The organism is Nitratireductor soli (assembly GCF_001050155.1).
GTDB classification, from domain to species: domain Bacteria; phylum Pseudomonadota; class Alphaproteobacteria; order Rhizobiales; family Rhizobiaceae; genus Nitratireductor; species Nitratireductor soli.
Genome location: NZ_LFVY01000001.1, coordinates 89,450 through 103,540, shown reverse-complemented (window position 1 = coordinate 103,540; position 14,091 = coordinate 89,450). Strand labels below are relative to the sequence as shown.

The following is a 14,091-nucleotide window of genomic DNA, read 5'->3' as shown; positions in this document are numbered from 1 at the left end:
GCTTCCTTTCTCAAGCACCAGGATGTCTCGGGGACGCTTCTGCCAATAGAGATACCCAGCAGGCGAAGTCGCTTTCGCGTAAGCGGCCCTACAAAAAACTCTGCGGATCGATGTCCACCTGCACGCGCACCGAGCCGCGCTGCTTCGGCCCCGCATCGAGCATCGCCCGCACGAAACCTTGCAGATCCGCGCGGCGCGTGCCGTGCACCAGGAGCCGGAACCGGTGCCTTCCGGCGATCATCGCCAGGGGCGCCTCCGCCGGTCCCAGCACGTCGAGCCCCTCGGCGCGGGGCGCCGCCCGGCGCAAGGCTCGGGCGTGGCCTTCGGCTTCCTGCCGCGTCGCGGCGCTGACGATGATGCCGGCCAACCGGCCGAAGGGCGGCAGGCCGGCGCGTTCGCGCTCGGTGATTTCACGCTCGTAGAAGGCTTCGGCGTCGCCCGTCACGATGGCCCGCATCACCGGGTGCTCGGGCTGGTAGGTCTGCAGCAGGCCGAGGCTCTTCTTGCCGGAACGGCCGGCGCGGCCCGTCACCTGCGCCAGGAGCTGGAATGTGCGCTCCGCGGCGCGCGGGTCGCCATTGGCGAGCCCCAGATCGGCGTCGATCACGCCGACCAGCGTCATGCCCGGAAAATTGTGCCCCTTGGCGACAAGCTGCGTTCCGACGATGATGTCGGCATCGCCCCTGGCGATGGCCTCCAGCTCGAGCCGCAGCCGTTTCACCCCGCCCATCATGTCCGACGACAGGACGATCGTCCGCGCGTCGGGAAAATGCCTATCGACCTCCTCGGCGATGCGCTCGACACCGGGCCCGCAGGCAACCAGATGATCGAGCGTGCCGCATTCCGGACAGGCTTCCGGGCGCTTTTCGTTGTGCCCGCAATGGTGGCAGACGAGCTGGCCGCGAAAGCGATGCTCGACCAGCCAGCTCGAACAGTCGGGGCATTGGAAGCGGTGCCCGCAAACCCGGCACAATGTCAGCGGCGCGTAGCCGCGCCGGTTGAGGAACAGCAGCGATTGCTCGCCGCGCGCCAGCGTCTTCTTCATCTCGCCGATCAGCACCGGCGACAGGAATCCGCCGCGCTCTGGCGGCGCCTTGCGCATGTCGATGGCGGCAAGATCGGGCAGCGCTGCGTCGGCAAAGCGTGCCGAAAGCACGATCCGCTCGTAGCGCCCCTGATTGGCGTTGACCCGGCTTTCGAGCGACGGCGTTGCCGAAGCCAGCACGACGGGGAAGTTTCCGATATGGCCGCGCACCACGCCCATGTCGCGGGCATTGTAGAAGACCCGGTCCTCCTGCTTGTAGGCGGGGTCGTGCTCCTCGTCGATGACGATCAGGCCAAGTTCCTTGAACGGCAGGAACAGCGCCGAGCGGGCGCCGGCGACGACGCGCACCTGGCCCTCGGCCACCTGCCGCCAGACGCGCTCGCGCTTTTTCGGCGCAAGATCCGAGTGCCATTCGGCCGGCTTGGCCCCGAACCGGTCATGAAAGCGTTCGAGGAAGGCCTGCGTCAGGGCGATTTCGGGAATGAGGATCAGCACCTGCCGGCCCTTCTTCAGCGCCGCTGCGATGGCCTCGAAATAGACCTCGGTCTTGCCCGAGCCGGTCACCCCGTCGATCAGGGTGACGCTGAAGGCATCCGCACCGGCCTTTTCGCGCAGCCGCACGGCCGCCGCCTCCTGGTCCGGCGTCAGCTCAGGCTTGGCGAACTCAGGATCGGGCGCGGCCACCACCGGCTGCGGCGGGATCGAAACGGCCTCGAAGACGCCCTGCTCGCGCAGCCCCTCGACAACGCTGGACGAGACGCCCGCCGCGTGCGCCAGGCCGGCGCGCGTCCAGGCCTGGCCGTCGCCGGCCATTTCCAGCACCCGGCCGCGCGCCGCCGTCATCCGGTCGGGGCCCATGCCTTCGACGAGCCGCAAGCCCTCGGTCCAGGGCTCCGGATCGAAGGCTGCCGGCGCGCGCAACAGCATCCGCGCCACAAGGCCCGGCGGCGACAGCGTGTAGGCGGCGATCCAGTCGACGAACCGGCGCATCTCGTCGGCCACCGGCGGGCAGTCGAAAATCTCGGCGATCGGCCGCAACCGTTTGGCCGACAGCGCCTCGCCGGCGCCGTCCCAGACAATGCCGGCCACTTCGCGTGGGCCCAGCGGCACGCGCACGATCGCGCCGGGAACCGCATGCGCGCCATCGGGCACCGCATAGGAATAGGGTCGGTCGGCGGGCATCGGCACCATCACCGGTACGACACGTGGCACGACGCGTTTTGCGGGCGAATCTTCTGTCATCGGGCGTGACCTTGCCCTGTTCTTGCATTAGAGCAAAGACCCAACATGGAGAGGCGCGACAGTCTCTCCGATCCCGCCCGCCCCAGCCAAGGAGCTTGCCATGAAATTCTTCGTCGATACGGCCGACGTCAACGACATCCGCGAACTGAGCGACACGGGTCTGCTCGACGGCGTCACCACCAACCCGTCGCTGATCTTGAAATCGGGGCGCGACATCCTGGAAGTGACCAAGGAGATCTGCGGCATCGTCGATGGCCCGGTTTCGGCGGAAGTGACGGCAACCGATTTCGCCGGCATGATGAAGGAAGCCGACATCCTGTCGAAGATCGCCGACAACATCTGCATCAAGGTGCCGCTGACCATGGACGGGCTGAGGGCCTGCAAGGCGATCACCTCGTCGGGCCGCCTGGTCAACGTGACGCTGTGCTTCTCGGCCAACCAGGCGCTGCTCGCCGCCAAGGCTGGCGCGACCTTCATCTCGCCCTTCATCGGCCGGCTCGACGACATGGGCATTGACGGCATGGATTTGATTGCCGAGATCCGCACCATCTACGACAATTACGATTTCGGCACGGAAATCCTCGCCGCCTCGATCCGCACGGTGAACCACGTCAAGCAGGCGGCGCTGATCGGCGCCGACGTCTCGACCGTGCCGCCATCCGTGCTCAAGGCGCTGGTCAAGCACCCGCTGACCGACAAGGGCCTGGAAGCCTTTCTCGCCGACTGGGCGAAGACCGGCCAGAAGATCGGCTGAGCGAAAACCAGATCTGCCCCGCTATCGGCAGCCGGCTAGCATTTTGCAGTCAGGTGGAATCACCTGACGTCCGCATAAATGCGGAAAACAAAGACTTAGACCGGTCCGGAATGGATCCTCGGGTCAAGCCCGAGGATGACGAGCGATGGAGAGGCTGGCGCCAATCACCGACATTGGCCGCTGACATGAATCTTTCTGCAATTCGTCATCCTCGGGCTTGACCCGAGGATCCATGCCTGAACGGCAAAGCCCGCGCGGCGGAATCCTCATCGTCTGTCGCGCAAGCCCCCCGCCTATCCCTCGAACGTCACCTGCGGGTCTTCGCCGAGCCGGACGACGGCATGGTCCTGAAGGCGGGCGGCGACGTCCGCCGGCTCGCCGTCCAGCATTTCCGGCGCGATCGGCTTGCCGATGATCATGCTGATCGCCCGGCCCTTCTTGTTCAGGAGCTCGTGGAACAGCGTCATGTCGCGCAATTCGTTCGAATAGCGCGACAGGAGATAGAACAGGCCGGAATTGCGCGCCGTGATGTTGACCGGCACCACCGGCACCTCATAGCGCCGCGCCAGCGCCACCACCGAAGGCTGCCACGGCCGTTCGGTCAGCTTGTCCTTGTTCCAGTAGGCGATCCGGCCCGAGGGAAACAGCACGACCGCCTTGCCGCCGGTAAAGGCCTTCGCCGTCATCTCCAGCGTATCGCGGCTCTTGGCGTGGGATTTTTCCGCCGGCCGCCACTCGACCGGGATGACCAGGTCGCGAAACTTCGGATTGACGCGCAACGCGTCGCGATTGGCGAAAAAGGCGAGGTCGGGCCGGACTTCGCGCAACAGGTCGAACACGGCGACGCCGTCGGCAATGCCGGTCGGATGGGTCGGCGCCAGGATGAAGCTGCCCTTGGCCGGAATGTTCTCCATGCCGCGGGCCGAAATCTCCAGCGACAGAAGCCCGCTGATGTAGGAGAACGCGTCCCAGCCGGACAATTCGGCGACCCGGTCGGCCATCGCCACGGCCTGGCGATAATGCAGGAAGCGATAGAGAAAGGGCTGCGCCAGCGGCCACAGCATGTTCTGCGACAGATGCGTGGTGCGCTCGGCGATGAGCTGATCGACCACATGCGGCGTACCCGGCGCATAGAGATCGCGCCCGAGAACCCGGTTTCCCAGCACCGCGGCGACCGAGGTCAGCGTCGTGTGAAGATCCATGGGCGAAGCGCTCCCTGAAGCATTCGGGCTGTCGTCGAACTCGCCATCCTGCCCCATCCTGTCATCCGAACACGATCTTTTGCGAGAATCGGCACCAAAATCAAAGATCATGCTTCAGCGGCTGTTTCACCGAATACTGTGACGACGCAATGACACGAACACACAATACAGATGAGGGGGTGGTGGTTCCCTGCACAAATCACTTCCAGTTGCGATATTACGACTGTCCGCCTGCCCGCGCCAAGTCCTGGCCCACTGCAAGGCGCAGCAATTCGGCCAGTTCGCGCGCCGCGCGGTCCTCCGCGTCACGCACGGCGCGGATCGCCGCGAACTCCTGGCGTGGAACGTCGTAAGCCGATGTCATCTCGCGTTTTCCCGAGGCGACCAGCGCTCCGGTCTGGCTGTCCGTCAGGCGATAGAGCCCTGTCATGGTCAATGTGCCGGCGGTCGGCTCATTGTCGGTGCGGACCTGGATGCGGGCCGCAGCCGAGGTGCTGCGCGTGACCGCCAGGTCGAGCGTATAGCGCGCATTGGCCGGCTGGCCGGCGCCGCCATTGAGCAGGAAGATCAGGTGATTGCGCACCTGTTGGCCGTAACGCGTATCGACCGGTGCGATCGCAACCGAGGACAGCGCCGGCGAAGACGCCGCGGCGCCGGACGATGCGTCCTGTGTGGCCAGCAGCGGCCGCACCGTGCAGCCCGATGCGACCGCCAATGCCATGACCAGGCCTGCCAGAAGCGAAACTCGAGAAATCGGGTTCAAGAACATCCCCTGTTTTCCAGCCAGCATCAAATCAGGCCCGGCGCTGCATCATGCAACGACATTGACGATTCGCTGCGGAACCACAATGACCTTGCGCGGCGGCGCGCCATTCAAGATCTTCTGCACGAAATCGAGCTTGAGCACCGCATCTTCGACGGCAGATTGATCCGCGTCGCGGGCAATTGTCAAATCACCGCGCTTCTTGCCGTTGATCTGCACCGGCAGGACGATTTCATTGTCGACGACCAGCGCCGGATCGTAGTCCGGCCAGGCGCCCGCCGCGACAAGCCCCTCGCCGCCCAGAACCGCCCAGCACTCCTCGGCCAGGTGCGGCATGAAGGGCGCGACCAGGCGGACGAGGATTTCGACCGCCTCGCGCGCCGCCTTGCGCGCCGGCGCGTCCGACCCCGCATCGAGTGCCGCGACCGGCTCCTGCAGATCGTTGACCAGTTCGTGGATGCGGGCGATGGCGCGGTTGAAGCCCAGCCGCTCGATGTCTTCGCCGACCGCCTTCAGCGCCTTGTGCGCCGCCTTGGAGGTCGCCATCGCTTCGCCCTCACGCGCCGCCTGCGGCGTCACGCCCTGGACATGCGGGGCCGCGTCGCCGACCAGCCGCCAGACGCGCTGCAGGAAGCGGTGCGCGCCGGCGGCGCCGTCATCGGTCCATTCGACGTCGCGCTCGGGCGGCGAATCCGACAGCATGAACCAGCGGGCCGTGTCGGCGCCGAACGAATGGGTGATGTCCTCGGGGCTCACCGTGTTCTTCTTCGACTTCGACATCTTCTCCAGCGGGCCGATGGCCACGGGCGCGCCGCTGGCGATCTCGATTGCCTTGCGCGCCTCGCCGGCCCCCTCGAATTCGACCTCGGTCGGCGCCAGCCAGCGGCCGTCGGCGGCGCGGTAGGTCTCGTGCACCACCATGCCCTGCGTGAACAGGCCTCTGAACGGCTCGGCCAGGTCCAGGTGGCCGGTGTCGCGCATGGCGCGGGTGAAGAAGCGCGAATAGAGCAGATGCAGGATCGCGTGTTCGATGCCGCCGATATACTGGTCCACCGGCAACCAATCATTGGCCGCCTTCGGATCGGTCGGGTCGTTTTCCCACGGCGCGGTGAAGCGGGCGAAATACCAGGACGAATCGACGAATGTGTCCATCGTGTCCGTCTCGCGGCGCGCCTCGCCGCCGCATTTCGGACAGGCCACATGCTTCCATGTCGGGTGCCGGTCGAGCGGGTTGCCCGGCCGGTCGAATTCGACATCGTCGGGCAGCTTCACCGGCAGGTCGGCCTTCGGCACGGGAACCACGCCGCAGGCCGCGCAATGGATCATCGGGATCGGGCAGCCCCAGTAGCGCTGGCGTGAGACGCCCCAGTCGCGCAGGCGGAAATTCACCTTGCGCGCGCCGACCGGACGGTTGCCCATGGTCTCCGCCGACAGCCGCTTCGCCACCTCGTCGAAGGCCTGCTTAGGCTTCATCCCGTCGAGGAAGCGCGAATTGATCATCACGCCGTCGTCCGTGTAGGCCTCCTCGGTGATCTGGAATGTCGCGGCGTCCGCGCCCTCCGGCATCACCACCGGCGTGACCGGCAGGCCATATTTGTTGGCGAAGTCGAGATCGCGCTGGTCGCCCGACGGACAGCCGAAAATGGCGCCCGTGCCATAATCCATGAGGACGAAATTGGCCACGTAGACGGGCAGGGTCCATTCGGGATCGAGCGGATGGCGCACGCGCACGCCGGTATCGAACCCCTTCTTCTCCGCCGTCTCCAGCGCCGCGGCCGACGTGCCCATGCGCCGGCATTCCTCGCAGAATCCGGCCAGCTCGGCATTGTCGGCGGCCAGCTTCTTCGCCAGCGGATGGTCGGCGGCGATCGCCATGAACGACGCGCCGAACAGCGTGTCCGGCCGGGTCGTGTAGACCTCCAGCTCGCTCTCGCCTTCGGGCGCGGTCTCTTCCGTCAGCGCCCAGCGGATCGCCATGCCCTCGGAGCGGCCGATCCAGTTGCGCTGCATCAGGCGCACCTTCTCCGGCCACTGGTCGAGCCCGTTAATGGCGTCGGACAGATCCTGCGCGTAGTCGGTGATCTTGAAGAACCATTGCGCCAGTTCGCGCTGCTCGACCTCGGCGCCCGAACGCCAGCCACGCCCGTCGATCACCTGCTCGTTGGCCAGCACGGTGTGGTCGACCGGGTCCCAATTGACCTTCGAGGTCTTGCGCGTCACCAGCCCCTTGTCGAAGAAATCGACGAACAGCATCTGCTGGCGGTGATAATAATCCACATCGCAGGTGGCGAACTCACGGCTCCAGTCGAGCGACAGGCCGAAGGTCTTCAACTGATCGCGCATGGCGGCGATGTTCTGGTAGGTCCATTCCTTGGGATGCACCTTGTTCTGCATCGCCGCGTTTTCGGCCGGCATGCCGAACGCGTCCCAGCCCATCGGGTGCAGCACGTTGTAGCCCTTGGCCCGCTTGTAGCGCGCCACCACGTCGCCCATCGTGTAGTTGCGCGTGTGGCCGATATGGATGCGGCCCGACGGGTAGGGGAACATCTCCAGCACGTAGTATTTCGGCCGCCCGTCCTCGTTGCGCGCCTCGAACAGCTTCGCCTCGTCCCAGGCCTTCTGCCAGCGGGGTTCTGCGACACGGGGATTGTAACGTTCGGTTGCCATGGCCGGATTTTCACAAGATAAGGAGCGGAAACTTTGACGGCGGACCTTCACCATGGTTTCGCCGAAGCGTCAACTCCGCGATACCATCTTGGACGGGAGACACCGAACGTCATGAGCCACGCCGTCGACAATTTGCGCGCCGTCCGCGACACCATCGCCACCGCCGAGAAAGCGGCAGGGCGCGCGCCGGGTTCGGTGACGCTGGTCGCCGTGTCGAAGACCTTCGACGTCGAGGCGGTCCGTCCGGTGATCGAGGCCGGCCAGCGCGTGTTCGGCGAGAACCGCGTCCAGGAGGCGCAGGGCAAGTGGCCGGCGCTGAGACAGGCCTTTCCCGATATCGAGCTCCGGCTGATCGGCCCGCTGCAATCCAACAAGGCCGCCGAAGCGGTGGCGCTATTCGATGTCATAGAGACCGTCGACCGGGAGAAGATCGCCCGGGCACTGGCCGGCGAGATGAAGAAGCAGGGCCGGACGCCGCGGCTTTATGTCCAGGTCAATACGGGACTGGAAGAACAGAAGGCGGGCATCGACCCGCGCGAGACGGTGACCTTCGTCAACCACTGCCGCGACCATCACGGTCTCGTCATCGAAGGGCTGATGTGCATCCCGCCCTTCGACGAGAATGCCGGGCCGCATTTCGCACTGCTCGAAAAACTGGCGCGGGAGGCCGGCGTCGAAAAATGCTCCATGGGCATGTCCGGCGACTACGAGAAGGCGGTCGCCTTCGGCGCCACCAGCGTGCGTGTCGGATCGGCGATCTTCGGCACACGCTGAGGGGCCACCGTCAGGCCCGCGCCGCCGCCCGCCCGCTTGCCCGCACCGCGACAATGACGAACAGCAGCATGCCGCCGAGGATGATCAGCGAGCCGACCTTGGCAAGCCCCTCGCCCTTGCCCAGGATCGCCATGGCGATACCGGGAACGATGAGGACGACGCCCGCCACGGCGAGCAGCACCTGCAGTTTCGCCAACCGGCTTTCGGCAGCATGCGGCACCAGTGTGTAGAACGTGCCGTAAAGCGCGATGGTGACCCAGCCAAGCAGGTTCAGATGGCCGTGCGCCGGCGCCAGCGTGTGGTCGCCGGAAGCCGCCATGAAAAGCCCGAATGCCATTCCAAGCACGGCAAAGATCGGCGCCGTGATCCAGCAAACCCTGGCCAATCCGTTCATATCAGCCCCCGTTGCGTCCGTTGGCCATGGCTGGCGGTGCGCCGGCCCGTTGGCGAAAGCACATCCTACCGCAGGCGGGCAGGGGGTAGAAAGATAAGCCGAATGATGGTCGGCCGACGTCCCATCTTTGCCGCAATCAGTTCAAATCGACCTTCTCGACCAGATAGTCCAGAAAGGCCCTGACCCGCGCCGGCAGGAATTTGCCCTGCCCGACATAGACGGCATGCACCGCCTCCTCGTCGCCCGGGTTGAATTCTTCCAGAAGCGGCACCAGACGGCCCGCCGCGATGTCCGGACCGACATGCCAGCGCGCGTGGCGGGCGATGCCGGCGCCGGCCAGCGCCATCAGGCGCATGGTCTCGCCGTCGCTGACCAGCGAACGCCCCGTCGGCGGCACGGTGAACATCCGCCCATCCGCGCCGACGAAGGGCCAGCCCTCATAGATGCGCGAGAAACAGAAGCCGAGCAGGTTGTGGTCGGTCAGGTCGGCCGGGGTCCGCGGCGTCCCGCGCGCTTCCAGATAGGCGGGTGACGCCACCACGGCCATCCGCGTCTGGCCGAGCTTGCGGGCGATCAGGGCCGAATTGGCCAGCGGCCCGGCGCGGATGGCCAGGTCCGCCCGCTCCTCCAGCAGGTCCACCACATGGTCGGTCAGGACGAGATCGACAGCCACGTCCGGATGCCGCGCCAGAAACTCCGGCACCACCGGGATCAGCCGGTGCTGGCCGAACGGCACGTTCGAGTTGACGCGCAGCCGGCCGCGCGGCGCAGCCCCCGCCGCCGCCTCGCGCTCGGCCGCCGCCATGTCGGCCAGGATGCGCACGCCGCTCTCATAGAAGGCATTGCCTTCCGGCGTCACCTGCAGGCGGCGGGTCGAGCGGCGCACCAGCCGCGTGCCGAGGCGGTTTTCCAGCCGCGCCACCAGCTTGCTGACCGCCGACGGCGTCATCTTCAGGGCGCGGGCGGCGGCGGAAAAGCTCTCCGTCTCCACCACCCGGACGAACACCTCGATCTCGGCGGAGCGATTCACGTCAATGCGGGCCATCTGTGAACTCAAGTCAAAGGTATTTTGAGATTCGGCAGTCTAATTCATCAATGCAAAAGCGTCCATCTAGCAAGCACGGCCGCTCGATGCACCGGGCCGGCTTTAGCCTTACCCCTGCCATCCTCTCTCGCACCACAACCAGGAGAACAATCATGGAGTATCGCCGTCTTGGCGCATCCGGCCTGAAGGTCCCGGCACTCAGCTTCGGCACCGGCACATTCGGTGGCAGCGGGCCGCTGTTCGGCGCCTGGGGCACCACCGATGCCCAGGAAGCCCGCCGCCTGCTCGACATCTGCCTCGATGCCGGCATCAACCTGTTCGACACCGCCGACGTCTACTCCGGCGGCGCCTCGGAACAGGTGCTCGGCGCGGCCATCAAGGGCCGGCGCGACGACGTGCTGATTTCCACCAAGACGACATTGCCGACGGGCGACGGCCCGTATGACGCCGGCTCGTCGCGGTCCCGCCTGATCCGCGCCGTCGACGCCGCGTTGAAGCGGCTCGGCACCGACTATATCGACCTCCTGCAATTGCACGCCTTCGATGCGGCAACGCCGATCCAGGAGGTCCTGTCGACGCTCGGCGATCTCGTCCGCGCCGGCAAGCTGCGCTATGTCGGCGTATCGAATTTCTCCGGTTGGCAGGTGATGAAGTCGCTCGACATCGCCGACAGGCACGGCTGGCCGCGCTATGTGGCGCACCAGGTCTACTATTCGCTGGTCGGCCGCGATTATGAGTGGGAGCTGATGCCGCTTGGCCTCGACCAGGGCGTCGGCGCGCTGGTCTGGAGCCCGCTCGGCTGGGGCCGCCTGACCGGCAAGATCCGTCGCGGCCAGGCGCTGCCGGAGGGCAGCCGCCTCCACGACACGGCCAGTTTTGGACCGCCGGTTGCCGAAGAGCATCTCTATCGTGTGGTCGATGCGCTGGACGCCGTGGCGGAAGAAACGGGCAAGACCGTGCCGCAGATCGCCCTGAACTGGCTCTTGCGGCGGCCAACCGTTTCCTCGGTCATCATCGGTGCCCGCAACGAGGAACAGCTGCGCCAGAATCTCGGTGCCGTCGGCTGGTCGCTGACGCCCGAACAGATCGCCACGCTCGATGCCGCGAGCCTTGTCGATGCGCCCTACCCGTATTTCCCCTATCATCGGCAGGAAGGGTTCGCCCGCCTCAATCCACCGGCCGCCTGAGCAGCAGACTTGCGGACCCGCTTCCGGGCAAGGGGAAGGAGAGCACCCATGCCCGGAAGCGGCCACGGCCCCAACCGACCGGTCAGTGAAGCACCAGTTCTCCGGTCACATTGCGCCATTCGCTGGGTCTCACCAGGCCGCAATGCGTGTAGATCACCGAGTGCAATGGCCCCTCGATCTTGGCTTTCCAGAAATCGATGAAGCGATGGAGCGCCGGAAAATCCGGCGCGATGTCGTATTGCTGCCAGACGAAGCTCTGCAGGAGATGCGGATGATCAGGCAGATGATACAGGAACTCCGCCGTCGTCAGGCCATACCCCTTGAGCATCAGCTCGAATTCGCCCGTTTGCTGCATGTGTTGCCTTTCCGAATCGGGTTTCGGATAGGCAAAGTGTGAATCATGCCACCTTGATCGTCCAGCGAAAAGATGGTCTATGGCGTCAATTTCTCGTGTAATTACAAATTGTTAGCAGCATCAGGCAATCGGTGCTAACGGCCCCTGTGCGCTTTTTTTTCGCGCCCCGCCCGCTGCCGCCCAATGTCTAATGTTGTCGCCGACCACAGAATGGTAATAATGCGCGCAGCCAAGAGACGGGCGTTTCCCGGACGCTATACCTCTTTGTTTTTCCGCACTGGCGCGGATGTCGGGTGCTTCCACCCGACTGAAAAATTCTATAGGTCTCAACCATTGCCGACCCGGAGGAGGAAAAATGTCCGAAGTGCATGTTCATCGTGTCAAATCCGCGTGGAAGAAGGATGCGTTGATCGACAACGACACCTATCTCAAATGGTACAAGGACAGCGTCAAGAATCCTGAGAAATTCTGGGCCAAGCACGGCAAGCGGATCGACTGGTTCAAGCCCTACACCAAGGTCAAGAACACCTCCTTCACCGGCAAGGTATCGATCAAATGGTTCGAGGACGGCCTGACCAACGCCTCCTACAATTGCATCGACCGGCATTTGAAGAAGCGCGGCGACCAGACGGCGATCATCTGGGAAGGCGACAATCCCTATGACGACAAGAAGATCACCTACCGCGAACTCTACGACCATGTCTGCCGGCTGGCCAATGTGATGAAATCGCGCGGCGTCAAGAAAGGCGACCGCGTCACCATCTACATGCCGATGATCCCGGAAGCCGCCTACGCCATGCTCGCCTGCGCCCGCATCGGCGCCGTGCATTCGGTCGTCTTCGGCGGCTTTTCGCCCGATTCGCTCGCCGGCCGCATCGAGGACTGCAAGTCCGATTTCGTCATCACCGCCGATGAAGGCCTGCGCGGCGGCAAGAAGATCCCGCTGAAGGAAAACACCGACAAGGCGATCGCCATCGCCGAGAAGGCCGGCGCGAAGGTGCGCCACGTGCTGGTCGTGCGCCGCACGGCGGGCAAGGTCAACTGGTTTGCCGACCGCGACCTCTGGTATCATGAGGAGACGGCCAAGGCGAAACCGGACTGCAAGCCGGAGAAGATGAAGGCCGAGGATCCGCTGTTCATCCTCTACACGTCCGGCTCGACGGGCAAGCCGAAGGGTGTGCTGCACACCACCGGCGGCTATCTCGTCTACACCTCGATGACCCATGAATATGTCTTCGATTACCATGAGGGCGACGTCTATTGGTGCACCGCCGATGTCGGCTGGGTGACCGGCCACAGCTACATCGTCTATGGGCCGCTGGCCAATGGCGCCCAGACGCTGATGTTCGAGGGCGTGCCCAATTTCCCCGACGCTTCGCGTTTCTGGGATGTGATCGACAAGCACAAGGTCAACATCTTCTACACCGCGCCGACGGCGATCCGCGCCCTGATGGGCGCCGGCGACGATCCGGTCACCAGGACATCGCGCAAGTCGCTGCGCGTCCTCGGCACGGTCGGCGAGCCGATCAACCCGGAAGCCTGGGAGTGGTACTACAACGTCGTCGGCGACAAGAAATCGCCGATCGTCGACACCTGGTGGCAGACCGAGACCGGCGGCATCCTGATCACGCCGCTGCCCGGCGCCACCGACCTGAAGGCCGGTTCGGCGACACGGCCCTTCTTCGGCGTGCAGCCGCAGCTGGTCGATGGTGAAGGCGCGATTCTGGACGGCGCCGCCAGCGGCAATCTGTGCATCACCGATTCCTGGCCAGGGCAGATGCGCTCGGTCTATGGCGACCATGAGCGGTTCATCCAGACCTATTTCTCCACCTACAAGGGCAAATACTTCACCGGCGACGGCTGCCGCCGCGACGAGGACGGCTATTACTGGATCACCGGCCGCGTCGACGACGTCATCAATGTCTCCGGCCACCGCATGGGCACGGCCGAGGTGGAATCGGCGCTCGTCAGCCACGACAAGGTGTCGGAGGCCGCCGTCGTCGGCTACCCGCACGACCTGAAGGGCCAGGGCATTTATTGCTATGTTACGCTGATGAACGGCGAAAGCGGCTCCGACGATCTGAAGAAGGAGCTCGTCGCCCATGTGCGCAGCGAGATCGGTCCGATCGCCTCGCCCGACAAGATCCAGTTCGCCCCCGGCCTGCCGAAGACCCGTTCGGGCAAGATCATGCGCCGCATCCTGCGCAAGATCGCCGAAGACGATTACGGCGCGCTGGGCGACATCTCGACGCTGGCCGACCCGGCCGTGGTCGATGATCTGGTCGAGAACCGGCAGAACAGGAAAGGCTGATGGTTCCCCTTGCATGCGGCGGCATTTGCCTCCACATTGCGGGTAACGTCAACGAAACGAAAGGAGGTGATCCAATGTCGAGTGATTTCCGTTCAAGCGTGGTCTCGATGGATTGCCTTCACGGGGAGCAGCCTCTCCGCTGAAGCGCAGGAAACGCGGCCAGCCTCCAACCAGGAAGTTGCCGGCCATGACCGCGTGAGAATCTGAAAACACGGGGCCGTTCCTTCGGGAACGGCCTTTTGTTTTTGGGGTGGCATGAATTGCCGCACGATGTGGCTGACTATTTTCACGGTTCAGGCATGGATCCTCGGGTCTGGGCCCGAGGATCCATGCCTGAACGGTCGATGACGAC

Annotated in this window: 11 protein-coding genes; 4 read left to right on the top strand and 7 right to left on the bottom strand. The window is 64.9% G+C overall.

What is annotated here, in order from left to right:
* Positions 1-88: 88 nt before the first annotated feature.
* Positions 89-2,287 carry a primosomal protein N' gene (locus AB843_RS00500; RefSeq protein ID WP_048644829.1) on the bottom strand — a complete coding sequence of 733 codons (2,199 nt, stop codon included), beginning with the start codon at positions 2,285-2,287 and terminating at the stop codon, positions 89-91.
* A gap of 100 nt (positions 2,288-2,387) precedes the next feature.
* Here AB843_RS00500 and fsa point away from each other — a divergent pair, with 100 nt between their 5' ends.
* The gene (fsa, locus tag AB843_RS00495; protein ID WP_048644828.1) at positions 2,388-3,041 is read left to right on the top strand and encodes a fructose-6-phosphate aldolase; all 654 of its coding nucleotides are present in this window, start codon (positions 2,388-2,390) and stop codon (positions 3,039-3,041) included.
* Positions 3,042-3,334: 293 nt separating this feature from the next.
* On the opposite strand, the gene AB843_RS00490 is transcribed toward fsa, so the two are convergent.
* The 3 genes from AB843_RS00490 to leuS form a co-directional block, all read right to left on the bottom strand.
* Positions 3,335-4,243, bottom strand: coding sequence for a GNAT family N-acetyltransferase (locus tag AB843_RS00490; RefSeq protein WP_048645165.1), 909 nt, complete (start codon positions 4,241-4,243; stop codon positions 3,335-3,337).
* 217 nt (positions 4,244-4,460) lie between these two features.
* Entirely contained in the window at positions 4,461-5,033 is a 573-nt protein-coding gene (locus tag AB843_RS00485) for an LPS assembly lipoprotein LptE (RefSeq protein ID WP_082143578.1), read from the bottom strand.
* 21 nt (positions 5,034-5,054) lie between these two features.
* A complete protein-coding gene (gene leuS / locus AB843_RS00480; RefSeq protein ID WP_048644826.1) occupies positions 5,055-7,673 on the bottom strand; it encodes a leucine--tRNA ligase in 2,619 nt (872 codons plus the stop codon).
* A 111-nt stretch (positions 7,674-7,784) separates the two neighbouring features.
* Here leuS and AB843_RS00475 point away from each other — a divergent pair, with 111 nt between their 5' ends.
* Positions 7,785-8,447 carry a YggS family pyridoxal phosphate-dependent enzyme gene (locus AB843_RS00475; protein WP_048644825.1) on the top strand — a complete coding sequence of 221 codons (663 nt, stop codon included), beginning with the start codon at positions 7,785-7,787 and terminating at the stop codon, positions 8,445-8,447.
* A gap of 10 nt (positions 8,448-8,457) precedes the next feature.
* Here AB843_RS00475 and AB843_RS00470 read toward each other — a convergent pair whose 3' ends face one another.
* Positions 8,458-8,841 (bottom strand): hypothetical protein, encoded by a 384-nt coding sequence (locus tag AB843_RS00470; RefSeq protein WP_048644824.1) that lies wholly within the window; start codon positions 8,839-8,841, stop codon positions 8,458-8,460.
* A 136-nt stretch (positions 8,842-8,977) separates the two neighbouring features.
* Entirely contained in the window at positions 8,978-9,886 is a 909-nt protein-coding gene (locus tag AB843_RS00465; protein WP_048644823.1) for a LysR family transcriptional regulator, read from the bottom strand.
* A gap of 152 nt (positions 9,887-10,038) precedes the next feature.
* Here AB843_RS00465 and AB843_RS00460 point away from each other — a divergent pair, with 152 nt between their 5' ends.
* Positions 10,039-11,073, top strand: a complete 1,035-nt coding sequence (locus tag AB843_RS00460; RefSeq protein ID WP_048644822.1) for an aldo/keto reductase — start codon at positions 10,039-10,041, stop codon at positions 11,071-11,073.
* Between the two features lie 82 nt (positions 11,074-11,155).
* Here AB843_RS00460 and AB843_RS00455 read toward each other — a convergent pair whose 3' ends face one another.
* Positions 11,156-11,428: an usg protein gene (locus tag AB843_RS00455; RefSeq protein WP_048644821.1), complete on the bottom strand. Its 273-nt coding sequence runs from the start codon at positions 11,426-11,428 to the stop codon at positions 11,156-11,158.
* Positions 11,429-11,783: 355 nt separating this feature from the next.
* Between AB843_RS00455 and acs the strand changes: the two genes are divergently transcribed.
* Positions 11,784-13,739, top strand: coding sequence for an acetate--CoA ligase (acs, locus tag AB843_RS00450; RefSeq protein WP_048644820.1), 1,956 nt, complete (start codon positions 11,784-11,786; stop codon positions 13,737-13,739).
* Positions 13,740-14,091: the final 352 nt, after the last annotated feature.